The following is a 25,664-nucleotide window of genomic DNA, read 5'->3' on the forward strand; positions in this document are numbered from 1 at the left end:
CGCGCAAAAGCGCGTCCGTCCGGGAAAAGCCGCGGCTGATGACAATTTTTGCGGCAGCTTACGACGACCGCTTCACTCTCGAATTCTTTCAGATATTATATCTATCGACCCGCCCTCATACTTCTGTCAATTCAGCCAATTTTCTTTTTTATACAAACACCCCTGCCCGGACGCCTCAACCACCTCACTTCAGCAAGGGGGGCTTTTATGCAGCAGAAACCTCAAAACCTCCTGGAAATGCTGCATTTCACCGTCAAGCGCCATCCCAACAAAAAAGCCGTCTTATGGAAGGAAGACGGCCGATATCGCAGTGTTAGCTACTTCGAACTCTGGGACCTCATCCGTCAATTCGCCTTCGCCCTTCGTCAAATGGGCGTACAGCGAAACACCAAGGTGGCCATCATCTCCGAAAACGGTCCCCACTGGCTGATCAGCGATTTCGCCGTCCTCAGCCTCGGCGCGGTCACCGTTCCGATCTACCCGTCCCTGACCGGAAAACAGATCCGCACGATCCTGCAGAACGCCGACGCGGAAGTGGCCATCGTGCAAAACCCGGAGACCGCGGAACGCGTGAAAAACTGGCCGGAACGGATCAAAAAGGTGATCCTGATCGAACAAGCCGTCTTCGACCACCCCCTGGTGATCTCCTTCAGAAAGGCGATGGATCAGGGGAAGGCCAGCCCGATCATCGACCGTTGGGGATGGCAGACCCTGGGCCGGAACGATCTGGCCACCATCGTGTACACCTCCGGAACGACGGGCGAACCCAAGGGAGTGATGCTCTCCCACGGAAACATCCTGGCCAACGTGGAAAATGTCCAGCACTTCGTTCCGATCTCCCATCGCGACACATCCCTTTCTTTCCTTCCCCTGTCCCACATCTTCGAACGAACGGCCGGTCAATTCGTGCCCATGTCCGCCGGCGGAACCATCGCCTATGCGGAAAGCCCCGACACCGTGGCCCAAAACCTGTTGGAAATCCGGCCCACCCTCATCACCGGCGTTCCCCGGCTGTTTGAAAAAATGTACGCTCAGGTGATGGAATCCATCGAGCAGAGCTCCCCGCTGAAAAAGCGGCTCTTCCGGTGGGCCATCAAGGTGGGAGAGGATCGGCTCCGCCACATCAACCAGGGCTCCGGTTGGCCCGTTCCCCTAGAGCTCGAGAAAAAATACCTCCGGGCCAAACAGCTCGTCTTTTCCAAGATCCACGAGAAAACCGGGGGGAACCTGCGGCTGATGATTTCCGGCGGAGCACCCCTTCATCCGGATGTCAGCCGGTTCTTTTTCACCATCGGCCTTCCCGTCCTGGAGGGATACGGCATGACCGAATGTTCTCCGGTCATCGCCTGCAATCCGGTCCATTACATCAAACCGGGCACGGTGGGTCGTCCGCTCCCCGGCACGGAAGTGAAGCTGACCGACGACGGGGAACTCCTGGTGAAAGGCCCCAGCGTCATGATGGGTTACTATAAACAGCCCGAAGAAACCGTGAGAACGGTGGTGAACGGCTGGCTTCACACCGGCGACATCGCCCAGATCGACGGAGACGGGTATCTGCGGATCGTGGACCGGAAGAAAAACCTCATTGTCCTGTCAACGGGGAAAAACGTCGCCCCGCAACCGGTGGAAAGCGCCTTGGCCTCCAGCCGGTTCATCCAACAGGCGGTTCTCGTCGGAAACAACCGCCCCTACGTCTGCGCCCTGATCGTACCGGACTTCGAAACACTCACCCGGCACGCTCAAAAGAATGGATGGACCTTCAAGACCCAGGAGGAGCTGGCGCGGCTGTCCCGCCAGCTGCTGCAGGGGGAAATCGACCGCTTGACCGCCGAATTCGCCCCCTTTGAGCGGCCCAAGAAGTTTTCCGTGCTGATGGAGCCCTTCACCCTCGAAAAGGGGGAGCTGACCCCGACGCTGAAGGTTCGGACCGGCGTTGCAGAGAAAAAGTATGGGGAAGTCATCGATGCCCTCTATTCGGATGAGAAGCCGGAAGAGATCATTCCCGCAACCGGCAAGGAGACGGACCCGTCGAAAGCGCCGGAAGGCCCCACCGTCGTCCCGCTTTTTCAACCGTCGGACCAAGGCGAAGCGTCCGAATCTCCCAAACGGAGCATCCGCTGGAAACGGGCGGTTTTGAGTCGCCAAGTAGTTATTGGCATTCTCACCGGTATTCTCGCCGGGATCATGGTGCATGTGCTATTCTGAACCAAAGGAGGTTGGAAGATGCGGTACCTCCCCGCCATCATCGCTTTCATCATCGCCTTCGGCCTGACGGTCTCCCTCCCCATGCTGTTCGCCGACAAGTCCGGAGAAGGGGACAATCCTTTTCCCTTTTCAGCGGATCGGGAGGAAGTAAGCGCCCTGGAAGGACTGCACAAACAGGTGGATCTCAACGGCATGCTGGATCGAATCGGGCAAAACAACCAGCAGTTGGGCGCAGTCAATGAAAACATCCTGGGCGGTTTGTCCTCCATCGACAAAAAGTCGGGACAGACGGCAGAGGTCCACGAAAAACTGCGAATGGTCAACGAAGGGCTCAAAGATCAGTCCTTCACCCTGGGCGATCTGGAATCGGTGACCGGACAGCAGGTCAACCTGAGCCAAAACCTGAACGATCTCAGCTCCTTTCTCAACGGCAAGATGGCCCTGATCGCCTCTTCCGCGAAGGTCCAGGTCGACCAGGCAAACCGGCTCAGGGCCATCACCCTGGACACCAAAGCCAAGCTGGAAAAGGCGCTGGAGCAGAATCAGGTGCTCAACAGCAAACTGAAATCGGCAGCGGCGAAAAGCCAGCAAGCCGCCAACTCTTTGCCGTAAAGGGGAGATTTCATGATTCGAAAAACCTTGTCCATCATCGCCCTTCTTCTCCTGAGCGGCTTTTTGATCAACGGCATCACCATGACGCAAAATTTAAAGCGCCTCCATGCCGGATTGGAATCCAATGTGGAATCGGTGAAAACCCTGAACCAGGTCCAGTCTTCCATCATCGACAAAAACGGAGAGCTGAGCAGGATGCTCTCCACCATGGACCGGGCTGACAAGGGGTTGGACGATGCCATCGGAAAGACGGATCAACTGCTGGTCCTTCTGTCAAAGGTGGTGGACTACAACGCCGACACGCTTCGCCTCAACGACCAGATGCTCAAATATTCCTCCAACTCGAAGCGGGACATTCAATCCATCAGCCAAAGCCTCGCGGAGCTCGATCCCTACATGAAACAGATGGATGAGATGTTGAAAAACCTGGCGGCCACCGCCAAGGATGACGAGAAATACCTGAAGGACATCCTCAATTCGACCCGCCATATGAACAGCAAATTGCCCGGGGTGAATACCCGATGAATATGCTCAAAATCACCACTCTGCTGATCACGGTGCTGCTCGCGGTCAACGCCGGGAACACCTGGCTGCAGCTCTATATGCAAAAAGACATGGTGTCTCTGTCCCGGGAATTGGAAAAGCAACTGGCCCTCTCGGCCGATAAATCCAAAAAAATGAACGAACAGCTGGACGCCATCGCCGAGCTGAAAAAGAAAAGCCAATCCCTGAGCAAAAAGGTGACCCGGGTTGAAAGCAACACCGCCGGTTTGGACAAGGAGCTTCAGGAGCTGGACCGAATCGTCGCCGCCATCTCCCAGCGGGTAAACGCCATCGGAGAGAACACGGGGCTCACCTACCAGGATCTGAAGCAGATTGAAACGTCCGTCCGCTCCAGCATTCAAACCCTCCAATCCCTGGAAGCCTCCAACAAGCAGGTGGTCCAGACCCTGAACAACATGAAGTCCCTTCAGGCGGAAATCAACGCCAACCTCCGGCAAATGAACGAGAAGACCAAATTCCTTCCGGAGACCACGGTGAGGAGGTGACGCCCCGTGAACTTCAACCATTGGAATTTCGGCGGCCCCAAGTGGAAAGTGGCACTCCTCGTCGGATTCTTTGCCTTTTTTGTCGCCGCCACCCCGACCCTCGCCAAGTGGAGTGACACCGCCGTCCTCCCGGGACTGGCCCAGTACAACATCTTCGGCCTGACCAGCGATCTGGTGGATCGAACCAGCGGGATGTTGGAGGACACCAAAAAGTTGGAAGGGGAAGTGACCAAGGCGGAAGAGGCCCTTGAAGGGCTGAAGCATCAGAACGAAGTGCTCAGCGAGCAGATCCGGACGAACGAGAACATCAAAAAAGAGCTGGACAACCAGCTGGCGGGCAACATCGGCGCCCGCGATCTGATGGAAGAAATCCTCAAGCGGGAGAAACAGACGGCCAAGTTGACCGAGCAGACAGCCGACAGAGCGAACCAGGTGAAAGACCAGATGATCGCCACCGCGGGGCAGCTCGGCACGGTGGCCGAATACACCGGTGAAGTGGCGAACGCCACGGCCAAGATGAACAACCGCATGGACATGCTGCTGGCGGAGCTGGATACCTCCGTGCACAACTTCCGTCTTCTCGCCAGAATCAAGGGCGGTCTGGAGACCGTGAAAAACATATTGGATGAAACCCTGAAAAATACCGTGGGCAGAATCCTTCCCCTCCCCGAGAAACAATCCGGGTCTTCAGAGGAAACGCCGCAAGAAAAGCCTGCGGGTCAATCCCCGAAGGAAGAACAGGAAGAGAAAAAATCAGAGGGCGGATTATTGAAACGTCTGCTGGATCCGCTTCTGCCCTGACGAAAGGAGAGTTCCCATGCTCGTACGCTCCATCGTGATCTTGATCAATCTCGGGCTTCTTGGGCTGTTGGGCTGGGGCACCTTCCAGCAGATCACGACGCAGCAGGAAACCAACCGGGTGATGGCCGACGTCCACGAAAACATCCGCCAGGCCCATCAGCTGACGGTCGTAACCAATGAGCAATTGAAACCTCTGCGGGAGACGGCGGCGGTTGTGGAAGAGATGAACATCAAACTGGACAACACCGTCAACCTCCTTAGCCGCATGAACAACAGCCTGGCCAACGTGCAGGCGAGCGAGCAGAAGATCGTCCTGGGATTGGACCGGCTGAACAAAAACACGGCCATGGTGATGAACCAGCTGGGGAACATCTCGCGCATTAACGAACAGTTGCTGGCCCCCGCCACCCGGACGGCAAAGCAAGCCCAGAGCGAATACGGCCTGATCGAAGACTTGTACGATATGACCGGCGCCACCATTCAAGAGGTGGCGAAGCTCAACCGCAAATTCGCCTTTCTCGGCAAAATTCCGGTTCCGTAACATTGGAGGGGAACGATCATGTTTTACAGTCTGCTGTACCTTATGACCATCGTTGCCATCCTCGTCTTTACCGGACTGGCGATCTACGCCATCATCCGGGAAAGGCCCGTCTTCAAATGGCTGGCCGGATTGACCGCCGTCTCGGTGGCCTACGTCTTGATCATCGCCATCAGCGTTTTCCTTTAGTAGGAAAAGGATAACCGGGAACCGCATCAGCCGGCGGATTCCCGGTTTTTTCATGAAAAATCCCCTGCACATCGTGCAAGGGAAGATTTGAAAGGATGGGTGTTACCGATCAAGGGCTCTCAAGCCCGTTCTTTGGTTTTCATTATTGGCAGTCGGCACACAAGCCATACACTTCCATCCGATGAGAATCGACCTGAAAGCCGGTCTTTTTGGCCGCCTCTTCCTCCACCTCGATGAGGGGCGGATATTTGAAGTCCGTGATTTTTCCACACCGGCGGCAAATGACGTGGTAATGATCGCTCATATTGGCATCAAAACGGCTTGAGGCATCGCCGTACGTCAATTCCCTCACCAGACCGGCCTCTTTAAACAATCGCAGATTGTTGTAGATCGTAGCCACGCTCATGTTGGGAAAATCCTTCTCGAGCGCCTTGTAAATCTCATCGGCGGTCGGATGGCTCATCGATGACAGGAGGTATTCCAGTATCGCATGACGCTGGGGCGTCATGCGGACGCCTGTCGCCTTCAACCTTTCCACCGCTTCTCTCAAGCGATCCGGCGCCATTGCCATAGCCATCCACCTCGCTTTCCCGCCTTAAAAACACTCATTTCCACTTAATAATATCTATAATTAGTCTACGTCGAAGGGGCTTGTCTTGTCAATGGAACATCCCCTCAGCCTTGATTTTTGGCGAACCGGCAGTAGGGAGCCAAATCGCAGATCCCGCATTTGGGATTCCGCGCGCTGCAGATGCGCCGCCCGTGCCAGATCAGGCGGTGGTGGGCGATCGACCATTCCTCTCGCGGAATCCTCCGGGTCAGTTGCTTCTCGGTCTCCAACGGATTATCGCTGTCGGCAAGACCCAGCCGGTTGGAAACGCGCTGCACATGCGTATCCACCGCCAGCGCGGGAACGCCGAAAGCATTGCTCAACACCACGTTGGCCGTTTTTCGCCCCACGCCGGGCAATTTCTCCAGGGCCTCCCGCTCCGCCGGCACTTCTCCCTGGTATTGTTCCACGAGAATGCGACAGGTTTGCAGGATATTTTTGCTTTTGTTTCGATACAGACCCAACCCGCGGATCTCTTCCGCCAGCTCCTCCTCCGAAAGCGACAGAAAATCCTCGGGAGCGGGATACTTGGCAAACAGCCGCTCCGTCACCTTGTTCACCTGTCGGTCGGTGGATTGGGCGGACAGGATGGTCGCGATCAGCAATTCAAAGGGATTGCGAAAGTGAAGTTCGCAATGGGCATCCGGGTACATGGCCGCCAACGTATCCATGATCTTCCGGGTCGGAACCCGTCCGCTCTTTTTTTGGGTCAAGGGCCTCCTCCTCCCCCGGGAGCTTGCTTCTTGAAACATTTCAGGTCCATTGTACCAAAAATCGCGGTCCCGTCCCGCCTTTTTGTTCAATTTGTGCCGGATCAAGGCCACAGGAGGAAATCGGGAACGATGTCCTGTGTGCGGGAGGAATTGGGGGCGCTTCGTTCGTTTCGACAAGGCAACCATGATGCGAATCCCCAACCTCCCACGAAAAAAGCCCGTAGACGGGCTGTGGAGCGAAGGCCGGCGAGGGGACAATGCCGTAAGCTGACGTTTCAAACGCTTTCGCGTCATTTCCCCGCCGCTCCGTCCTTTGGATTCACGGGTTTGAAGCTCTTTCTCCCTGACCAGGACTAAATCTTTTTGGCCTCCACGACCAATTCGCTGCTTTGGCGATCGAAGGGACGGCCCTTGAAATCGCCGTAGCGGTTTACCACCTGAAAGCCGGCCACCCGCAGGAGATGAAAAAGCTCCGTCGGATAAACGTACCGAAACCAGAAGACGGTGCGCAGGCGTTCCAAGGACCGGCCCTCTCCGTCAAAACGCTCCAGGTAGCGGATCACGCGGGCACGCTGAAGGAAGTGATCAAACTCCGTCCAGTCGTGAACTTCCACCAAGTGATCGGTCCCCGGCACGGGAAAGGAGCCCCGGTACGCCATCCGCCGGTCCTGGTCGGCCAAATCGGATACCTTCGGAACGAAGATGTTGAAGGCGAACAGCCCGTCCTCCTCCAGATGCCGGCGAATCGCAGCCAAAGCGGCCAGTTGTTCCCTCACCGTCATCAGGTGAAGAAAGGAGCGATAAGGGATGATGATCAGCCGGAAACGCTCCCCCAGATCGAAGTGGCTCATATTTCCTTCCACCCAGCGAATCCGGTCTGAAACCCCCATCTCGGCCGCTTTTTTCCGGGCCCGATGCAACATCTCCGGGGAAAGGTCCAGACCCGTCACCTCGATGCCGGTCCGGGCGATGGCCAAACTGCATCGACCCGTCCCGCATCCCAGCTCCAGCACCGGTCCTCCGCTTTTTTGGGCCAGTCCCACATAATAGGCGATGTCCCCGTCCAGGCCGGTGGAGATCCAATCATAATGCTCCGGAAGGGAATAGGCGCTGACTTCGTTCAAAGGCTCCCCCTCCCGTTCGGATCAGGAGAGATGCTCCTTCACAAACTCCAGCGCTTCCTTCACGTGGCCGTCCACTTTGACCTTGCGGTAAATCTTGGCCAGACGCCCCTCCTTGTCGATGATGAAGGTGGAGCGCTCAATTCCCCACTTCTTTTTGCCAAACATGTTCTTCTCCTTGTACACTCCGTATTTCTTCGACACCTCCGCCTCGGTGTCGGCGAGGAGCAAAAAGGGCAGGTCGTATTTGCGGATGAATTTTTCGTGGGAATTTAGATCATCCAGGCTGACGCCGAGAATCACCGTGTCCAGCTCGGAGAATTCCCCGGACATGTCGCGGAAATCGCAGGCCTCCGCGGTGCAGCCCGGTGTGTTGTCCTTCGGATAAAAATAGAGAACCACATTCTTTTTCCCCCGAAAATCCGACAGGGAGACCTGTTCACCATTGCTGGCGGGCAAAGTGAAATCGGGTGCCATATCCCCTTCATTAAGCATGTTCATACACCTCCAGTGGTTTTGCATCCTCGATATCTTCCGGTGTCTGGCGAAAAGATCCCTGCCGGGGCGATCCCTTCGCCGAAGAAACGCGAAAGTTCGGCTTCCTTGAAACAGGAGAATGCTTCCATCCCATCGTCGCTACTATTGTACCACGGGCTCCTCCGGAAAACACCTGAGGCGCATGCGTGTGAGGGCGTTTCGGAAAAGAGAATCGGAGTGAACGCCCGGATTCTTTTGCCATTTCCTGACGAAAGAGCATCAGGGCTGTTTTTTCTCCGCGGCTTTCTCCACAACCCTTTTTTTCAATTCGGGGGGCTCTCCGACCGTAACGACCACAGCACCGGGGCCGTCCCCGGATCCCATTCTTCCGACCCAGCTTGCGTCGTCAACATCGTAAAATTCGATTTTTGTTCCATCCGGATATGTATCAAGGTGCTTTCGGAACCACTGATCGGCCTTCTTCTTGGCGGCGGGAGAAATATAACCCGTATAGGCGCTTTTTTCGCCCTCCTCGCAGAAGGAGAGCGGCCATGCCACAGGATCCTTTCCCCGGCGGGGAGGGACCTCTTTAACGACCTTCCTCTCCCTTTTCTCCGCATCTATGCGCTTTAGCGTGCATTCGCGGAGGTCGGTCTCCCGCAGCGCCGCTCTCATGAAATCGGCCAACTCCGCATATTCATCCTCTGCGGGAATGTGCAACACATCCGCTGACCCCTTGAGGATCAGCGGATCCAACCGGCGATTTTCCTCGGAACACCCGGCGAGGAGCAAAAAGAGCAGTAAGCCGGCTGCCACAGGTCTCAACCTCCACACCCCTCTTCCCCTTCTCTCCTCCAATTCTTCTCCGTCCGAATCACACTTCCTCCTCCGGAGGCGGTCACCGGCCGAAAAAAGGAAGCCACATCCATCCGAAAAACGGGTAAGAGGGAAGCCACATCCCAGGGGGATACGGCATCGGCGGAGGAAAATCGGCGCAACCTCTCCTCCTGCGGGAACTCCGCTTTTTTACACGCCCCGTCTTCGCCTTCCCGCCCTCCGGACTTCCGTCGCGGCCGGAAGGAGGATTTACCGCGTGCAACGTGTTGCCGAAATTGACCGATCCGGATACCGTGATGATTTTGACGGCGCCGATGTCGATCTGAATCATGAATCTCCCCCCGGAAGTCAGGGTTGGTCGATAATGTCCGGATCTATCGACTTGTTGGTGCTGGCGCTCAGCATCTTGCCCAAATCACCGTACTGGTAGGCCCCACCCACCGCCTTGCTGTTTGCTTCATGTCCGATGTGAATCGTGTTTCCGAAGTTGACCGATCCGGTGCTGGTCACGTTGTTGATTTTGACATTGAAAATGTTGTTCACGGTGCCCATCCCTGAAACCCCCCGCTTGGTCTCATGCTATGCTATGTGAACCGATGGGGGGATGTGCCCGGATTAGCCGTCCCTCACCCGGATTTTTGCCGTTTTCGGCTCGGGCACCTTGGGAAGCCGGACCTCCAAAACCCCCCGCCGGTACCGGGCGCTCGCCTGGCGCCTTGTCACCCATGCTCCCAGGGGAATGGAGCGCTGAAACTCTCCCTTGGGCCGTTCCGACACGGACACATCCAGCTGATCGTAGCGGGAAGGGATCTTCCCCCTGATCATAAGATGTTGGCCGTCGGTCCTCAGCTGCAGTTGATTTATATCCTCCACCCCCGGCAAATCCACCAATACGATCACTTCGCTTTGGGTATGGTACACGTCCGCCTTCGGAACGTATTCGGGTGCTTCCTCCTCCATGTCGGACCAGAAATCCTCCCCCAAAAACCAGCTGGCCAATTGAGCCCATTTCTTCCATTGGGAGCCGGATTCCATCGTCTTCCCCCCCTTCAGCGCGACCGGGCACGTGCCCACCCGTATTGTATTCAGCCGGCACTCCTTCCGTCACCATCCGCTCGCGGTGCTTCCGGACGGAGACGTTCCATATATTTTAGAGAGGAATTCCGGGAGGTGTCCTCCTTGTACCCATACCTTTGGGACCGGCTCCGACACCTGGAGCGGGAAATCGCCATCCTGCGAAAAGAGAATGAAGCCTTGAAAAAAAAGCTGGCCTCCCTCCAACCGATCACCATCGAACGCATCGAATACAAAATCCAGGAGCTGTCCATCGAGACCTTGAGCGGGACCCTGAACGTGGGGCTGTCCGCTACCGGGGACGGAGAAAGCATCGAGCGGATCCTTGAAAAGGTCCAGGAAAAGAAAAAGAAAAAGGGGAGTCCTCCCGAAAAGGAAGGACACCCCATCTCCATCCGGGATGATAGCCCGGCGGAAAAAAGCGGTGAAGCTATTAATATTCCTGAATCACCGGATGGATCATAACTTCGTCCACCACGGCATGGCGGGGCGCCAGAACCATGTAAAGGACCGCTTCGGCCACGTCCTCCGCCTGGAGCCACCCCTCCTTTTCCGGGGCTCCCTGTTCCGTGTCGTTGAAGCACGTATCGGTCATTCCCGGACGAACCACTCCGACGCGGATCCCCAGTTTGCGCACCTCCTTGGCGAGGACGCCCGTAAAGCCCTCCAGGCCGAATTTGCTGGCGCAATAAGCGGAAGCCTTCGGAATGGTTCGGGTGCCGACGTCGGAGGAAATGTTGATGATGTGCCCCTGACCCCGGGCGACCATATCCTCCAGCACCGCGCGGGTGAAGAGAAACGCCCCGGTCAGGTTGGTGTCCAGAATTCTCCTCCACTCCTCCGGCGTCGTTTCCAGAATCGGTTTAAACAGGCCGATGCCGGCATTGTTGACCAGAATGTCGATCTTGCCGAATTCCTCCCGGGCCGCATCCACCGCCCGCTTTACATCGTCTTCCTTGGAAACGTCGGCGACGGCAACCAGGCATTTTCGACCCTCGGAGCGCACCTCCTCCGCCACCCGGTTCAGATCCGCCTCCGACCGACCCACCAGCAGCAGGTCCACCCCTTCCCGGGCGAAGGCGAGAGCCACGGCCCTGCCGATTCCGCGGCTGGTGCCCGTCACGATCGCCACCTTGTTTTTCAGTCGCACAGTATCACTCCCGTTCCCTACTCCGTCGCTGCTTGAAAAATGTAATCAGGGAACCATCCGCCGGACATCCAGCACCCGGTCGGCTTCCTCTTCCGGCAGCAGCCCTTCCTCCACGACCACCTGCCGGATCGTTTTCCCCTCCCGGTGCGCCTTCTTGGCCACCTCCGCCGCCCGGTCGTAACCGATCACCGGATTGAGGGCGGTGGCGAGGGCGAGGGATTGCTCCATCCATTCCCGGCATCGATCCGAATCCGCTTCAATCCCTTCCACCAGGCGCTCCCGGAACGCGTTCATGCCGGTGGTCAGGATATGAATCGATTGAAGCAGGTTGTGGGCGATCACCGGCATCATCACGTTGATCTCCAATTGAGCCATCTCCCCGGCGGAGGTGATGGCCGCGTCGTTTCCGATCACTTGACAGCACACCATGTTCATCATCTCGGCCATCACCGGGTTCACCTTTCCGGGCATGATCGAAGAACCCGGCTGCACTGCCGGCAGCCGGATCTCCGCCAAGCCGGTCCGCGGGCCCGAGGAGAGGAGACGCAGGTCGCTGGCCAGCTTGCTCAGGCGGATGGCCAATCCCTTCAACGCCGCGCTGGTTTTAAAGGCCGCCCCGGTGTTCTGCATGAAGGCGAACCGATTCCGCGCCGGGACGAAGGGCAGTCCGGTCCGCCTTGCGATGTCTTCGATGGCGAGGCGGGCGTAATCGGGGTGGGTGTTGATTCCGGTTCCCACGGCATTGCCGCCGAGACCGATCCGGTAAAGATCGGGCAACACCTTCTTCAGGTCTTCCACCGACTCCTCCAGGGAGGCCGCATATCCCTCGAACTCCTGGCCCAGCCGCATCGGCACGGCATCCTGCAGGTGGGTCCGCCCCGACTTGATGACGGAGTGAAATGACTCCGCCTTTTTCCACAAGGCACCGGCCAGGGCGCCGGCGGCCGGAATGCATTCATGGACCAACCCTTCGGCGGCGGCGATGTTGATCGCCACATGAATCGTATCGTTGGTCGACTGACCCCGGTTGACATGGTCGTTGGGATGAACCAGGGACATGTCCCCGGGCTCCCCTCCGAGAAGCTCGGCGGCCCGTCCGGCGATCACTTCGTTGGCGTTCATGTTTTGAGATGTCCCGGCCCCCGCCTGATACACATCAACGACGAAATGGTCATCCCATTTCCCCTGGATCACTTCTTCCGCCGCAGCGATGATCGCATCGGCCAGGTCGGGGGGCAGTTCCCCGCACTCGCGGTTCGCCCGGGCCGCTGCCGCCTTGATGATGCCCTGGGCACGGATGAAACGGCGGGGCAGCCTCAATCCGCTGATGGGAAAATTCTCAACGGCCCGCTGGGTTTGCGCACCGTAATACTTGTCGGCGGGAACCAGCACCTCCCCCAGGGAATCCCGGTGCAACCTGTATTTTTTCATTTCGTCACCCCGTTCGTCTACGGATTCCCTCCTCCGCTTTGAATCATCTCGGCGTATTCCCGGAATTGGCGGGCCAGGCGGTCATGTTCCCTTCGCTCGCGGATCAAGCGTTCCCGGATCAGATGATCCATCTGTTCCTTCTCCTGTTTCTGCCGCTCCCGATCGTCAGACGGCGCTACGCGCTGCGACCGGTCCGGCGGGAGAGGAACCTCCGCTGCCTGAGGCCGGGATGCCTCCGAAGGCTGGAAAACCTCCGGCGGTTGAGGAGCCGCCGCCCTTGAAGACTCCTCCTCCCGGATCGGAGATCGTTCCGGCATGCTCGGGGTTTCTTCCTCTTGTTCCGGCGCCTCTTCCGGCTCAGGCGCTTGCACGTCTAAATCCCGCGGAGCTGCTTCCGCCGGCGCTTCCGCCGCCTCATCCGGCAAAGATCCATCCTTCCGGTCGATCTCTGCGGAGGGAGGGGCGACTTCCGCTTTCGGAACCTCCGGCTCCGGCCGAGGCACTGCCTCCTCCTTCGTTTCCGCGTGCGGAGAAACGGTTTGATCCGGGCCGATTCTCTCCGCGGTCTCCTGTCCTTTATTGAGGGGCGATACCTTCGGCTCTTCCAACCGCTCCGGACGCTTGGCCGGGGAAAACGTCCTATTATCCCCCGGAGAAAGCAAACGGTTGTCCGAGGGAGCCGTCCCCTTGCGCACCTCGGAAGCCACCGACGGCGCCTCGGAGAATCCGGAAGGTTTCTTCGTCTTTATTCTTTCCCCCAAAACGGGTTTTCCCTTTCCTTCCGAAACATCCGGGCGGACAGATTTTCTCGGCGGGAGGCGCAGGCTCTCCTCCCGCTTCTCTTCTCGGGGGCGGCGATTGTCCCCTCCGAACAAGCGGCTCAACAATCCGGGAGAGTTCTTCTTTTTTTCGTACGCTTCGATCTGGGAAAGGACCTGGTCGGCGGAAGCCTTTTTCAGACTCCGCTCAACCAGCCGGACAACGGGCCCCGAGAACGGGCGATCGGAGGGCAGCTTGGTCAGGGATTCCTCGAGGAGCTGCCCGGTCATGCACATGTACATCCAGGTTCCCCAGTCGATCGCCGGCTCCAGGGCCGTATAATTCCTCACGCCGCAAAAAAAGACCTTCAGCTCTCCGTCTCCGGTGAGGCCCATGTTCCGCGGATCCAGAAGAAGGTACATGGGAAGAGGGCGGCCGTTCAACATCTTCTCCAGCTGGAGCAGATCCCTGGTCAGACGGATGGTCTCCTCCTCGTCCCAAGGCCGCATCCTCAGGATCTCGTCCAAGGGCGTAAGCTCCGTGTACGGACGGATAAATACGATGGAACGCTCTTCGGTGTACACCTCGGCAAAGGGGAGAACCATCGGATGATTGAGGGAACGGTACTGCTGGATCACCCGGGACTGGGTCCCCCTCTTGAGTTTGGTCAACTGCAGATAGTACCGCTCGTTTTCATCCGTGCGGGCAACTGCCAGTTCCCCGTCCAGAAAGGCTTCGACGCTTTCGATCACATAACGGTCCCGATACCGCTCACCCACCGTAAAAAACGACGACACTTCCTCCGCCTCCTCGTCAAGCTGAACACCATTTCCCGATGACAAAATTCGCTGTCATCAGCATAACACAGATACCCCCCCGCTACAATTTCACTTTTGGCGCTTTTCCGCGTCTTTTGCCGCATGTTTACAGAAAATCCCGTTTGACACTTTTTCGCCATCCCCATATAATTTACATCATTGATAATTAAGTTAGTTAATATTTCGGGGGAGGAAATAATGGACAGCCGTCTGGCCGCAATTCAGGAACTGGAGTCCACCCTTCGCGCGGTTTTCCAGTCCTTCCGCGGGGAACTCAACGCCCTGATCGGCGATCAGATGACGTTGGCCGAATATCATCTGCTCAGGATCCTGCACCGGGACGGATCCCGGCGGATTTCCGATCTGGCCCAGGATCTGGGCGTTTCCATGAGCCATGTCACCAATGTGACCGATCGACTGGAAACCAAGGGGTGGGTCGTCCGGAGGCGGTCCGAGCAGGACCGGCGGGCCGTCGAATTGCACATCACGGATTCGGCGCGGAAAAGGATGGAAGAATTACAGCGGAAGAAGGAGCAATATTACCGGAATAAGCTTTCCTCCCTGCCGACGGAATCAATTCACACCCTGATCGATCTGTTGAAACAACTGATTTGAACTCAAAAAATGGAGGGGATCGGATGGAACACTTGAGTAGAAGAAAAAAAATCACCATCTTGATCGCCATCATGGTATCCCTGTTGTTCGTCTCCTTAAACCAAACCATCGTCGGAACGGCACTTCCCCGGATCGTTGCCGATCTGGGCGGAATGGACCTGTTCAACTGGGTGTTTACCATCTTCATGCTGACCTCCAGCGTCACCGCGATCCTGGTGGGGAGGCTGTCGGACCTCTACGGGCGAAAGCCCTTTGTGCTTGCCGGGCTCATCCTCTTCATCACCGGCTCCTTCTTGTGCGGAACCGCCGACACCATCATCCAGCTGATCCTTTACCGCGGGCTCCAGGGCTTCGGCGGAGGGATGATCATGTCGACGGCCTTCACCTCCGTCGGAGATCTGTTCCCCCCGCGGGAGCGGGGTCGCTGGCAGGGGTTGATGAGCGCCTCCTTCGGGTTGGCCAGCGTCTTCGGTCCGACCCTGGGCGGATATATCGTCGATCATTGGGACTGGCACTGGGTGTTTTGGGTCTTTCTCCCCTTCGGCCTGGTCGCCCTGGTGCTGATCATGCGCCTGTTCCCCTCCGCCACCGAACGGAGACGGGAAAAGGTGGACTATCTGGGCTCCCTGTTTCTGACCTTGACGATCGTTCCGATGCTGTTGGCCTTCTCCTGGGCCGGCAACCGCTACGAATGGCTTTCCTATGAAATCCTCGGGCTGTTCGGATTCACACTGATCGCCCTGGCCGTTTTTTTGTGGATTGAAGTCCGGGCTTCAAGTCCCGTGTTGCCCCTGGATCTGTTCCGAAACTCGATTTTCACCCTTTCCAACATCGTCGGGTTTCTGACGGGTATGGGCATGTTCGGAACCATCATGTACACACCCTTCTACGTCCAGGGAGTGCAGGGCGTCTCCGCCACCTCCTCGGGCTTCGTCATGATGCCGATGACCCTCAGCATGGTCATCGCCAGCACCGTCAGCGGGCAGATCATCAGCCGGACCGGCCGCTACAAGAAACTGGGTCTGTTCGGCCTCGCGGTCATGGCCGCCGGCCTTTTCTCGATGTCCCGAATGGATGTCGACACCCATTTGTACACCACGGTCATCAACATCATCCTCGTGGGAGCCGGGTTGGGCATCTCCTTCCCGATCTTCACCCTGACGGTCCAAAATGCCGTGGAACACTCCCGACTCGGCGTGGCCACCGCCTCCAACCAGCTGTTCCGTCAAATGGGGGGGACCATCGGCGTTTCGGTCATGGGAACGATCTTCACCCACCGAATGGAAATCGAAACGAAACGGCTGGTGGCGGACGCGTCGCCGGTTCCGGATGCGGGAGGCAGCGCCAATTTGTGGAGCGCCTTCAAGGATCCCCAGATTTTGATGGATCCCGAGCGTCTCGAGCGCATCCGGAGCGCTCTGCCGGGGGAGGCCGTCCCGCTGTTTGAATCCCTGCTCAAGCTGATAAAAGAAAGCTTCAGCCTGGCGATCGAACACGTATTCCTCACCGGAGCGCTCGTCGTGTTGCTGGCCTTCATCCTCACCTTTTTCCTGCGGGAGATTCCCCTCAGGCAGTCCAACCGCAGCGATGAAAGGGAGACCAAAGTGGAAGGGCCCGTGCCTCAAGCCGAAGGCTGATCCGCTCCCGCTCCCTTCCCGTGAAAGTCGTGTTACAATAGGACGAGAACGAATGCCAAAGGAGGCCTTCACTTGGAACGGGAGCGTTCTGAAGCACTATACGAGCAAGCCCTGGACGTCATCGTCGGAGGAGTCAACAGCCCTTCCCGCTCCTTCCGGGCCGTGGGAGGCGGCGCCCCGGTCTTCATGAAGCGGGCCCGGGGCGCCTATTTCTGGGATGAAGACGGCAACCGATACATCGACTATCTCGGTGCCTTCGGTCCGATCATCCTCGGCCACGCCCATCCGGCCGTCACGGAAGCCATTGTCAAAACCGCCGCGGAGGGCACCCTCTACGGCACCCCGACGGAAAAGGAGATTCGCTTTTGCCGGATGCTCCGGGAAGCCATTCCTTCCTGCGAACTGCTGCGGCTGGTCAACAGCGGAACCGAGGCGGTCATGTCCACCATCCGCCTGGCCCGGGCGTACACCGGACGGGACAAGATCATCAAGTTCGCCGGCTGCTACCACGGCCATTCCGATCTGGTCCTGGTCGCCGCCGGCTCGGGCCCGTCCACCCTGGGCATGCCCGACAGCGCGGGCGTTCCGCAAAGCATCGCCCGGGAGGTGATCACCGTTCCCTTCAACCGGCTGGACACGCTGGAAGAAGCCTTGGACCAGTGGGGAGATCAGACCGCGGCCGTCCTGGTGGAACCCCTGGTCGGCAACTTCGGAATCGTCCCCCCCGCCCCCGGCTTCCTCGAAGGGGTGAATCGCCTGGCCCACGCCGCCGGCGCGCTGGTGATTTATGACGAGGTGATCACCGCCTTCCGCTTCCATTACGGCGGCGTCCAGACGCTGTACGGGGTGGAACCCGACCTGACCGCCCTGGGCAAAATCATCGGCGGCGGCCTGCCCATCGGGGCCTACGGCGGTCGCCGGGAGATCATGGAGCTGGTGGCGCCGGTCGGCCCCATGTACCAGGCCGGAACGATGGCCGGAAACCCCCTCTCCGTCGCCGCGGGAATCGCCTGCCTGGAAACCCTTGCCCGGCCGGGTACCTACGACCGGCTGGAGCAGGCGGGAGCGCGGCTGGCCGGTGCCATCGCCGATCTCGCTTCCCGGCACCAAATCCCCGTACAGATCAACCGAAAGGGAGGCGCCTTCACCGTCTACTTCACCGACCGGCCGGTGACGGATTACGACGGGGCCAAAGCGGCGGACGGCGAAGCCTTCGCCCGCTTCTTCCATCTGATGCTGGAAAACGGGGTGTATCTCCCCGCTTCGAAATACGAGGCCTGGTTTTTGACCACCGCCCACTCCGACGAGGACATCGACCGGACCGTTGAAGCGGTGGAGCGGGCCTTCCGGGAGATGAAGCGGGAAGGGGTGACGGGCGCATGACGGAGCCCAAAAGCCTGTACGAACGGATCGGCGGCGCCGACACGATCGCCCGCCTGGTGGCCGCCTTCTACCCGCGGGTGCAGGCTCATCCGCTGCTCGCTCCGCTGTTCCCCGAGGACATCACCCCGGTCATGGAGAAGCAGCGCCTCTTTCTCACCCAATTTCTCGGCGGCCCGCCCCTGTACAGCCAAAAACACGGTCATCCCATGCTTCGGGCCCGCCACCTCCCCTTTCCGATCACCCCCTCCCGGGCCCAGGCCTGGCTCTCCTGCATGGCGGAAGCCATGGACGAGGTGGGAATCACCGGACCGGAACGGGAGGAAATGTGGGGGCGATTGGTAATCACCGCCCACCACATGATCAACACACAGGAAGAAGCCCGTAATCAGGAGTAAGACCGGGAACCCCTCCCGGTCTCTTTGTTTTTGTCCATATTCCCTCGATATTCCATATCATCCTGAAATAGTTTTCGCTATCATGCAATTGGTGAAACATGATGTTCATTGCACCCATGCTAGCGCACAAAGCCGAAAAGCCCTTTGACGATCCGGCGTACTTGGCCGAGCCCAAGATGGACGGCTTCCGGCTGATCTTGTCCACGGTATTCGGGATCCATGCCTACACCCGGCATCAGAAGGAAGTCACAGATCGTTTCCCCGAGCTACACGAGGTCGTGTGGTGTGTGGTGCTTCTCAATGTGCTGGAGAAGGTGTTAATATTGGACTCTCAGAATTGCCGGCCATAGATCTGAAGATGGGCAACGCTTTAGCCAAGATGATGAAGGACATACTCCCCCGTGTTCAGAAAGAAGCCGCACGGGCCAGAGACCAACTGTGCGCGATGGGTGCCCGGATCGTGGGAGTCCGTCAATTGCCCCACGCCCGGGAAGTCAAAGTCGTCTGCAAAGGTAAGAGCACTAATATGATCATCTGAAATATAACTGTTTATCTTGCAACATCAACACACCCTGTTTTCGGATCATTTAGCCAGAGGATCTGATTAACTCAAGGAGAGTCCCATTTTTCGCAGCAAGTAGTTCGTTCCATAAATTTTAGCTCGAACCGTTCCAATCCTTATGTAGAAAACCTAAATGAATTCGCTCTATTGCCTTTTCAATTTTATCAAGAATTTAATCTTAGGATATAGCCATACTGGAGAAATTAACAATGAAAAAATAAGAGCTGAATCAACATCAAAAATGTCTTTGATGATATAAAAGCATATCAGTATCGAAACAATATCTCCTATAATAGATATATATATATACGTTATCTCCCTTTTTCCTAGCAAATGAACAAGAATTTTTTTTGAACTAATAATTTCTATAACTAATATTATAGCTATCAAAAATAATGACTTTACAATATCTTTGCTATCGCGGAACAGAATAAGTAGAAAAGAAAAAATTAGAATGAAAGATAATAAGATTTTAGAAAATTTTATTGCGGTTTTCATGTCATTATCCTCCCTATGAAATATCAGGTACCCCTTCCATTACCCACAGAAGGGGTACCAAGGAATTATCCATACCTACCTTATTCTTCTGTAACCTGTATCATCAAATACCCTTCCGTTTGGCCTCACCACTCTATACCTTACATACCATTTTGAAGTGCCCAATTTTCTTCTGTAAGTTACCGTTATTCTCGAATTTCTAGGAGGTACTCTGGCTATAAATCTTGCCAAAACATATGATGCAGCATCAGCACACTTTTTGCAAATTCCTCTTAACGGTTTTACCAATCTTGAAAGAACCTGTGATATATAGAAATTTAATATATGTGCTGATAACCACTGAAACCAACCATACTTATAGGACCTCTGATAGTACTCGTATTTCTTAGTTTTCCAACGTTTGTAGCCATGGAATCCGTCTGGGTCTACATTCAAGACAGGATTGTTAACAGTGTAAATATATTTGTTTATTGTAAGTGGTTCATCGTTTACTCCCTCAAACACATCCCTCGTCAAGAACCGTCCCGTCTCCGGGTTATAGTACCGGCTCTGCAGGTAGTACAACCCCGTCTCCTTGTCATACCGGTACCCCGCGTAACGGTAAGGGTTCTCGACCGTTCCCGTCTCCTTCAGCAGCCTCCCGAAGGCGTCGTACTCATACGTGGCCACCACGTTCCCCGAGGAGTCGGTCAGCGCCAACACATCTCCGCGGTAGTTGGTCTGGTAGTAGTACGTCTTCCCGCCCCGGGCCATGCTGACGGGTTCGTTGTTCGGGCCGTAGGTGTAGCTGGCGACGATCTGGTTGCTCTCATCCGTCTCGTACACCACGTTGTTGTTCTCGTCATAATGGAACGTGATCGTCCCCGCGGCCGTCGTCATCGTCTTCCGCATGCCGTCGGCCCGGTAGGTGAAGGAGGCGATGGTGTTGCCGCCGCTGTCCTTGACCGCAATCAGCCGGTTCTCGGCATCGTAGACGTAGGTCCGGTTTCCGTCATTCGTCAGGTTACCGTTGGCGTCGTACGTGTAACTCGTCCCGTTGACTTCTGTCAACTGGTCCGCGTCGTCGTAGGTGTAGGTCGTGGTGGTGGAGTTTCCATCTTTCGTCACTTTCTTCGTCAGCCGGTTGCCGACGGCATCGTAGGTGTACTCGATCACCGTTCCGTCGGGCCGGGTTTCCTTGACCAGTTGCTCCAAGGCGTCGTAGGCGTAGGTCGTTGTTCCCGCTGAAGAGGTGACCGACGTGATGTTCCCCTTGGCGTCGTATGCGTACGTGAAGCTGTCCAAGATCACTCCGTTCTTGTCCAGATTCACCTGCTCGATCAGATCCCCGGCTCCGTTGTAACGGAAGAGGCTGACGCTGCCGTCGCCGTTCTTCCGGCCGGCGATCCGGTCCCCTTCGTCATAGGTGAACCAGGCACGGTTCGCGCCGTTTTCCGTAATCCGGACCAGCTGGTCGAGCCGGTTGTAGGTGAAGCCGTGGGTGACCGTCGCGGTGCCTGCCGTGACCTTCCGCTCGGTGACGTTGCCGTTTTTGTCGTAGGTGTAATCCGTCCGGTTGCTGTTCGGTTCGCTGACGGTTTTCAGCTTGTTGTCGGCGTCGTAGGCATAGGTGGTGACTTCATTGTTCGCGTGGTCCGTCTCCTTCGTCACGTTCCCATTGGGATCGTATTCGAAGGAATACCGTTTGGTGCCATTGTGGGAGACGGAGGTCTCGCGGTTGACGGCGTTGTAGCCGGTTTCCACCGTGTTTCCGTTGGGATAGGTCACCTTCGTCTGGTTCCCATTGATATCGTAATCGAATCGGGTGGTTTTGTTCAACGGGTCGGTGACGCTTTTCACTTGGTTCAGTTCGTTGTAGGTGTAGACGGTCGCCTTGTTTTTGGCGTTGATCACCTTCGTCTTGTTGCCGTTGGCATCGTACTCGTACTTGGTGACACCGTTCTTCGCGTCGGTCACCTGGGTGAGGCGATCCAACCCGTCGTAGGCGAAGGAGGTGGTGTCCGTCGCCTTTTTCTCGCTGGTTACGTTGCCGACGGTGTCATAGGTGTTTTCGACGACCCGGCCCGCGGGATCAGTGGTCTTCGTCCGGTAGTTTCCGTTGGCATCGTATTGGTGCCTCGTCGTGATCGATCCCGGGATTACCTTGACCGTGTCGAACCAGGCGGTTCCCGTCTGTTCGCTGTAATCCAAGAAGACCCGGATCCGGTCGAAGGGTTTGGTCGTCCGGATTTCCGCCGCCTTGTGCTCCCAATCGTGGGACTTCTTTTTACTGAAGTGGAAAGTGAAGGTCTCCTGAAGCGTCGATCCCTGGTAGGTTCGGATGATGTATCCGTAGATTCCCCCGTTGGGATTCGGGTCCTGCACCTTGGAGAAACTGGAGACGGTGAAGACGGCTCCCGCATTGCCGCTCACCGGAATGTCCTGAAAGTAGGACTTCCATCGGTCGGACCGTCCCACCCACTTGACGGATCGGTTGCCGGTGTGTTTCTCGTCGGTGGTCACCCCGTCGACCGACTCCTTGGTGGAAGACATCTTCCAGTGGTCGGGAACCTTATCCGAATTATCGTCCCGCTCGAAGCTGCTGTTTTCCACCAAGTTGAACCCACCGTAGAACTCCTCTTCCACCTGCAGGCCGTCGAACCAATAGGTTCCGTCGGTTTGACCGTTCTTATCGAACACATAAGCGCGGATGCGAAAACTTGTGGTGTTGGAAGGAAATGCCCCCGGTTCCACTACGGCATGCAACCGAATCGGTCCTTGGGTCCCACTGATCTCTTTGGACTTGATCCGTTTGGTGATATTGCCGTTGGCATCATATCCCGTCGCCTGGATCCCGGCAATCCCCTTCGCGTTATCCACTTTCACGTACCCGCTGGCGAAATAGGTTTTGTTCGGGTCATAGGGAATGTTTTTGTTGATACCAATGATGGTGTCTTCCCCGGGATTGGTGACTTTCATGCTTTTATTGCCAAGGGTGATCCCCTCCACCGTCAGTCCGCCGTCGGCCCAAGTCACCGGCTGGCTTCCACTTTCGGTCCATTGGTACCAGTTGTCCGGCCAGTTGTTGCTGTTATTGTCGATCTCGGCGTTTCCGTTGAATGCCAGGTTGTTCCCCGGGCTCATGGGTGTCGTCTCTTCGATGACATTCCCGTAGGCGTCATGTTTCATGGCCGACGACTTTTCCGCGGGGTCGGTGGTGGAGGTTTGGTTGCCCTGGTCGTCGAACTCGTTTTCCGTCGTGTTTCCTTCCGGGTCGGTTTCTTTGATCGGGTTGTTATTTTCATCGTATTGAGTGGTTGACGTCTCATTCAACGGGTTGGTGACACTGATGAGATTGCCGTTTTCGTCGTACGTGTAATTGTACGTTGCCGAGCTTCCCGACGCGTTGGCGTTGGCATCCTTCTGACTGATCAGTTGGTTTTTGTCGTCATATTGGAAAGTATGTTTGTAGTTGAAGCCGGTTGGATCCTCGGTAATCTGGACCACGTTTCCGTAAGCATTGTGTGTGTAGAGGGTCTTGGTTCCCTTGGGGTCGGTCACGGTGGTCAGCTTGTTGGTTGTATCATAGGCAAAGGTGGTGGTGGCCGTCTGAACCTTTCCGTTCACCGTGATCGGATAGGAGATGGACGCTACTCGGTCCTGGGCGTCGTACGTCACCGTCCGGCGGTTTCCGTTGGGATCGGTGATCGCCGTCATGTTGTGGTTGGCGTCGTACTCGTAGGAAACCGAGGCCATCACCGTTCCCGCGGCATCCTTCCGGGTCACCTTCGTGAGATTGCCCGCCGCGTCATAATCGTATTCCACCGTCCGGTTGGCGGGATCGGTCACTTTTGTCACCAGGTTGTTGGAATCGTACGTCAGAATGACGGTGCGTCCGGAAGCGTCGGTGATGCGCGTGGGATTGGAGCCGGTATAACTGATTGTTGTGGTATTTCCGTTTGCGTCAACAATGCTGGTCAGTCGACCGGACGTGTTGAAACGGAATTGAGTTTGCTCTTTGTCCGTCAACACATACGTTCCGTCGGACTTTTTCTCCAGCTCCAAATAGACGCCACCAGGAGCTTCGTACGTTCCGTCCCCGTTGGGGGTAAAGGTGTGCGGCGTTCCGTCCTCATCCGTGTATAAGATGGGACCGTCCCCGCTATCCACCAGGTTCTGTTCCAGATTGGATGTCCATCCGTAACCGAAAATGCCGTTGCTGGTGGATCGGCTGTTGTAGGCCCGCTCCACCGATACCGGGATGCCCCGTCCGGGAATATTGACGTCTGTTTCTTGAAGGAAGAAGTTCCCGTTGTACGTGTTCACATCGGCCACGGTGGAGGTCCAGAAACTCTCCACGCCAATGGGTTCGATGGTGTATTCGATGGTCAGTTTGGGTTTGTGGGAGGGATCGACGGCATAGTCACTGGAACGATAGGATTTGCGGTCTTCCGTCTCGGTGTTGAGGCGGAGCATGACACCGTGATTTTTCGTTGTTCCGCTGTACCATTTCCGGACCAACGAGGTGAGATCGAAGTCGTACGCCCCCGGTCCGGAAACCGATGTGCTGGAAAGCATCGAACCGGTGGTTGGCTGATTGTTCCACGTAATGGTTTTTGAATCCCAATCGGACGTAACCGGATACACGTTCACCTGCCGGGTGGCCGTGGTGGTAAGGTATTGGTTCAGGGTCAATTTGGCCGAAGTGATCTTGGCCCCACTCAACAGCGGCTTCAGACTGAACTTTATGTAGGAGCGGGTTTTGCCGTAGTCCGGATGGGTTCCGGTGATGAGATAAATATAACCTCCGAAATTGGCCTTCGGCTGTGATTCACTGACAAAACTGTCAAAGGTGTCATAGGTTCCCTGAACCACCAGTGAAGGATCCACCCTGACCGGATAGACACGCTCCGGATCTTTCAACCATTCCTCATCCAGGATCAGATCCAGGTAGGTACGGTTGCCCTCTTCTCGAAGTTCAAATCTCACCTGATTCGTCGAATGAAGGGCGGCATCCTCCATGAACGGACGGGGCATGACAAACAGTTCCTTCCCCTGCTTGTCCACAAAGCGAATTGACCCATCCTTTTGCGGTTTCGCCTCCACATTTTGCGTGTTCAAAGTCATGGAGAACCGCGTTTGTCCATTGTACTTTTTCAGCATCCACTCTTCCTTGATTCCGGAATGGTCCGTGTAATAAACCAGGTCCGTATCGGGATGGACGCCGGGATAGACCACCTTGTTATCCTTGATAACCGCGCGAACATCCTCTCCATCCACCAGACCGAAATCGACACGAGCCCGCCCCAATTGGAAACGGACCAGCTTCTTTGCTCTGCTGGTTTTGGCAAAACCGACTCGATACTTGTTTCCTCCATTGATATAGGGCAGGTCAGCGTCTAAGGTTTCTTTTGCTTTTGCTGAACGAACCGTATTGTCGATTTCCACCCATACGCCATTTTTTTTGTAGTGAATTGGCTCAAGGTATTCCTCCATAATGTACTTCTTTTTGTCCGGATCGTAGTATGTTTTTGAATTCTCTGTCCTTAATTCGGTCAATTCTCTTTTCTTCAGCGTTTGTTTGGCAGCATACGCCTGTGCATAATCAGGCAAAACCGTCGCGCCAATCAAGGCGATCACAAGAACACAGGAAACAAACGCCAAGGTTTTTCTCCATTTCATTTTCATCGTTGTTCCTCCTTTCACAGTGAAATTTAGGAAGAAATATTAAAACAATAGTGTTATAATTATACTAACATACGGGTTATTATAATGCAACAGATGATTTAATATATTTCAAACGTTAGGATGATCATTTCATACATAATTCCTACGGAAAACAAATCCCTTTGCCTTACCCGCCACCTCCCCGTTCCGATCAGCCCCTCCCGGGCCTGTCTCTCCTGCATGGTGAGGCCCTACGAGGTGGGCATCACCGGACCGGCGCGGGAGAAAATGTGGGGACGGCTGGTGATCGCCGCCCGCCACATGATCAACACAAAGGAAGAAGACCACAATCAAGAATAAGACCGGGAGTAAATTCCCGGTCTGAGATTGATGACAAACCCCCTGGCTCTTTTCGCAAGAAAAGCGCCAGGGGTTGCATGTTTATGGGAAATAAACAGATAAAGGAAATTAGATTTGGTAAATTAGGCGGATCACAAAGCCTTTTCCTCTCTTCGAGAGGAGCAAGGCCATTTTTTTGATGTTT

General features: G+C 56.1%; 25 protein-coding genes. 13 read left to right on the forward strand and 12 right to left on the reverse strand.

All coding sequences use genetic code 11. From position 1 onward, the window contains the following. The first annotated feature begins 207 nt into the window (after positions 1-207). From CLV97_RS08590 to CLV97_RS18100, 7 genes are read left to right on the forward strand one after another with little or no spacing between them, the layout of a single operon-like run. The gene (locus CLV97_RS08590; protein WP_106345109.1) at positions 208-2,205 is read left to right on the forward strand and encodes an AMP-dependent synthetase/ligase; all 1,998 of its coding nucleotides are present in this window, start codon (positions 208-210) and stop codon (positions 2,203-2,205) included. A gap of 18 nt (positions 2,206-2,223) precedes the next feature. Beyond that, a complete protein-coding gene (locus CLV97_RS08595; protein ID WP_106345110.1) occupies positions 2,224-2,817 on the forward strand; it encodes a hypothetical protein in 594 nt (197 codons plus the stop codon). 12 nt (positions 2,818-2,829) lie between these two features. Next, positions 2,830-3,342: a hypothetical protein gene (locus CLV97_RS08600; protein WP_106345111.1), complete on the forward strand. Its 513-nt coding sequence runs from the start codon at positions 2,830-2,832 to the stop codon at positions 3,340-3,342. Continuing rightward, positions 3,339-3,866 carry a hypothetical protein gene (locus CLV97_RS08605; RefSeq protein ID WP_106345112.1) on the forward strand — a complete coding sequence of 176 codons (528 nt, stop codon included), beginning with the start codon at positions 3,339-3,341 and terminating at the stop codon, positions 3,864-3,866. Before CLV97_RS08600 ends, CLV97_RS08605 begins: the two co-directional genes overlap by 4 nt. 6 nt (positions 3,867-3,872) lie before the next feature. Continuing rightward, the gene (locus CLV97_RS08610) at positions 3,873-4,667 is read left to right on the forward strand and encodes a hypothetical protein (RefSeq protein WP_106345113.1); all 795 of its coding nucleotides are present in this window, start codon (positions 3,873-3,875) and stop codon (positions 4,665-4,667) included. A gap of 16 nt (positions 4,668-4,683) precedes the next feature. After that, positions 4,684-5,208 (forward strand): hypothetical protein, encoded by a 525-nt coding sequence (locus CLV97_RS08615; RefSeq protein WP_106345114.1) that lies wholly within the window; start codon positions 4,684-4,686, stop codon positions 5,206-5,208. An 18-nt stretch (positions 5,209-5,226) separates the two neighbouring features. Further along, positions 5,227-5,394, forward strand: coding sequence for a hypothetical protein (locus CLV97_RS18100; protein WP_170070421.1), 168 nt, complete (start codon positions 5,227-5,229; stop codon positions 5,392-5,394). A gap of 142 nt (positions 5,395-5,536) precedes the next feature. Here CLV97_RS18100 and perR read toward each other — a convergent pair whose 3' ends face one another. The 8 genes from perR to CLV97_RS08655 all read right to left on the reverse strand — a co-directional run bounded on the left by perR (position 5,537) and on the right by CLV97_RS08655 (position 10,187). Then, positions 5,537-5,965, reverse strand: a complete 429-nt coding sequence (gene perR / locus CLV97_RS08620) for a peroxide-responsive transcriptional repressor PerR (RefSeq protein WP_106345115.1) — start codon at positions 5,963-5,965, stop codon at positions 5,537-5,539. 104 nt (positions 5,966-6,069) lie between these two features. Continuing rightward, a complete protein-coding gene (gene nth, locus CLV97_RS08625) occupies positions 6,070-6,675 on the reverse strand; it encodes an endonuclease III (protein WP_245891443.1) in 606 nt (201 codons plus the stop codon). A 395-nt stretch (positions 6,676-7,070) separates the two neighbouring features. Continuing rightward, positions 7,071-7,841 (reverse strand): class I SAM-dependent methyltransferase, encoded by a 771-nt coding sequence (locus CLV97_RS08630; protein ID WP_106345116.1) that lies wholly within the window; start codon positions 7,839-7,841, stop codon positions 7,071-7,073. A gap of 21 nt (positions 7,842-7,862) precedes the next feature. Beyond that, a complete protein-coding gene (bcp, locus tag CLV97_RS08635) occupies positions 7,863-8,333 on the reverse strand; it encodes a thioredoxin-dependent thiol peroxidase (protein WP_170070422.1) in 471 nt (156 codons plus the stop codon). A 261-nt stretch (positions 8,334-8,594) separates the two neighbouring features. Further along, a complete protein-coding gene (locus CLV97_RS08640; RefSeq protein WP_106345118.1) occupies positions 8,595-9,131 on the reverse strand; it encodes a hypothetical protein in 537 nt (178 codons plus the stop codon). A gap of 82 nt (positions 9,132-9,213) precedes the next feature. Continuing rightward, positions 9,214-9,483, reverse strand: a complete 270-nt coding sequence (locus CLV97_RS08645; protein WP_106345119.1) for a hypothetical protein — start codon at positions 9,481-9,483, stop codon at positions 9,214-9,216. A gap of 17 nt (positions 9,484-9,500) precedes the next feature. Beyond that, entirely contained in the window at positions 9,501-9,704 is a 204-nt protein-coding gene (locus CLV97_RS08650) for a spore germination protein (protein ID WP_106345120.1), read from the reverse strand. Positions 9,705-9,767: 63 nt separating this feature from the next. Continuing rightward, positions 9,768-10,187, reverse strand: a complete 420-nt coding sequence (locus tag CLV97_RS08655) for an Hsp20/alpha crystallin family protein (protein WP_106345121.1) — start codon at positions 10,185-10,187, stop codon at positions 9,768-9,770. Between the two features lie 144 nt (positions 10,188-10,331). Between CLV97_RS08655 and gerPC the strand changes: the two genes are divergently transcribed. Beyond that, on the forward strand, positions 10,332-10,691 hold the full coding sequence (gene gerPC, locus CLV97_RS18105) for a spore germination protein GerPC (protein WP_170070423.1): 360 nt from the start codon (positions 10,332-10,334) through the stop codon (positions 10,689-10,691). Here the strand turns inward: gerPC and CLV97_RS08665 are convergent. Genes CLV97_RS08665 through CLV97_RS08675 form a run of 3 tightly spaced genes read right to left on the reverse strand, consistent with a single transcriptional unit; the run spans position 10,660 to position 14,363 of the window. Continuing rightward, positions 10,660-11,376, reverse strand: coding sequence for an SDR family oxidoreductase (locus CLV97_RS08665; RefSeq protein WP_245891440.1), 717 nt, complete (start codon positions 11,374-11,376; stop codon positions 10,660-10,662). The two genes, gerPC and CLV97_RS08665, sit on opposite strands and share 32 nt — an antisense overlap. Positions 11,377-11,421: 45 nt before the next feature. Beyond that, a complete protein-coding gene (locus tag CLV97_RS08670; RefSeq protein ID WP_106345122.1) occupies positions 11,422-12,807 on the reverse strand; it encodes a class II fumarate hydratase in 1,386 nt (461 codons plus the stop codon). 17 nt (positions 12,808-12,824) lie between these two features. After that, entirely contained in the window at positions 12,825-14,363 is a 1,539-nt protein-coding gene (locus CLV97_RS08675; RefSeq protein ID WP_106345123.1) for a hypothetical protein, read from the reverse strand. A 219-nt stretch (positions 14,364-14,582) separates the two neighbouring features. Between CLV97_RS08675 and CLV97_RS08680 the strand changes: the two genes are divergently transcribed. From CLV97_RS08680 to CLV97_RS08700, 5 genes are all read left to right on the forward strand, one after another. After that, positions 14,583-14,999 (forward strand): MarR family winged helix-turn-helix transcriptional regulator, encoded by a 417-nt coding sequence (locus tag CLV97_RS08680; protein ID WP_106345124.1) that lies wholly within the window; start codon positions 14,583-14,585, stop codon positions 14,997-14,999. 23 nt (positions 15,000-15,022) lie between these two features. After that, positions 15,023-16,636, forward strand: a complete 1,614-nt coding sequence (locus CLV97_RS08685) for an MDR family MFS transporter (RefSeq protein ID WP_106345125.1) — start codon at positions 15,023-15,025, stop codon at positions 16,634-16,636. A gap of 72 nt (positions 16,637-16,708) precedes the next feature. Then, positions 16,709-18,019 carry a glutamate-1-semialdehyde 2,1-aminomutase gene (locus tag CLV97_RS08690; protein ID WP_106345126.1) on the forward strand — a complete coding sequence of 437 codons (1,311 nt, stop codon included), beginning with the start codon at positions 16,709-16,711 and terminating at the stop codon, positions 18,017-18,019. Then, positions 18,016-18,414, forward strand: coding sequence for a globin domain-containing protein (locus CLV97_RS08695; protein ID WP_106345127.1), 399 nt, complete (start codon positions 18,016-18,018; stop codon positions 18,412-18,414). Before CLV97_RS08690 ends, CLV97_RS08695 begins: the two co-directional genes overlap by 4 nt. Before the next feature lie 101 nt (positions 18,415-18,515). After that, a complete protein-coding gene (locus CLV97_RS08700) occupies positions 18,516-18,764 on the forward strand; it encodes a hypothetical protein (protein WP_106345128.1) in 249 nt (82 codons plus the stop codon). A 785-nt stretch (positions 18,765-19,549) separates the two neighbouring features. Here the strand turns inward: CLV97_RS08700 and CLV97_RS08715 are convergent. Continuing rightward, positions 19,550-25,141, reverse strand: coding sequence for a DNRLRE domain-containing protein (locus CLV97_RS08715; protein ID WP_106345131.1), 5,592 nt, complete (start codon positions 25,139-25,141; stop codon positions 19,550-19,552). Positions 25,142-25,664 lie beyond the last annotated feature (523 nt).

This window comes from Planifilum fimeticola (genome assembly GCF_003001905.1).
Taxonomy (GTDB): Bacteria; Bacillota; Bacilli; order Thermoactinomycetales; family DSM-44946; genus Planifilum; species Planifilum fimeticola.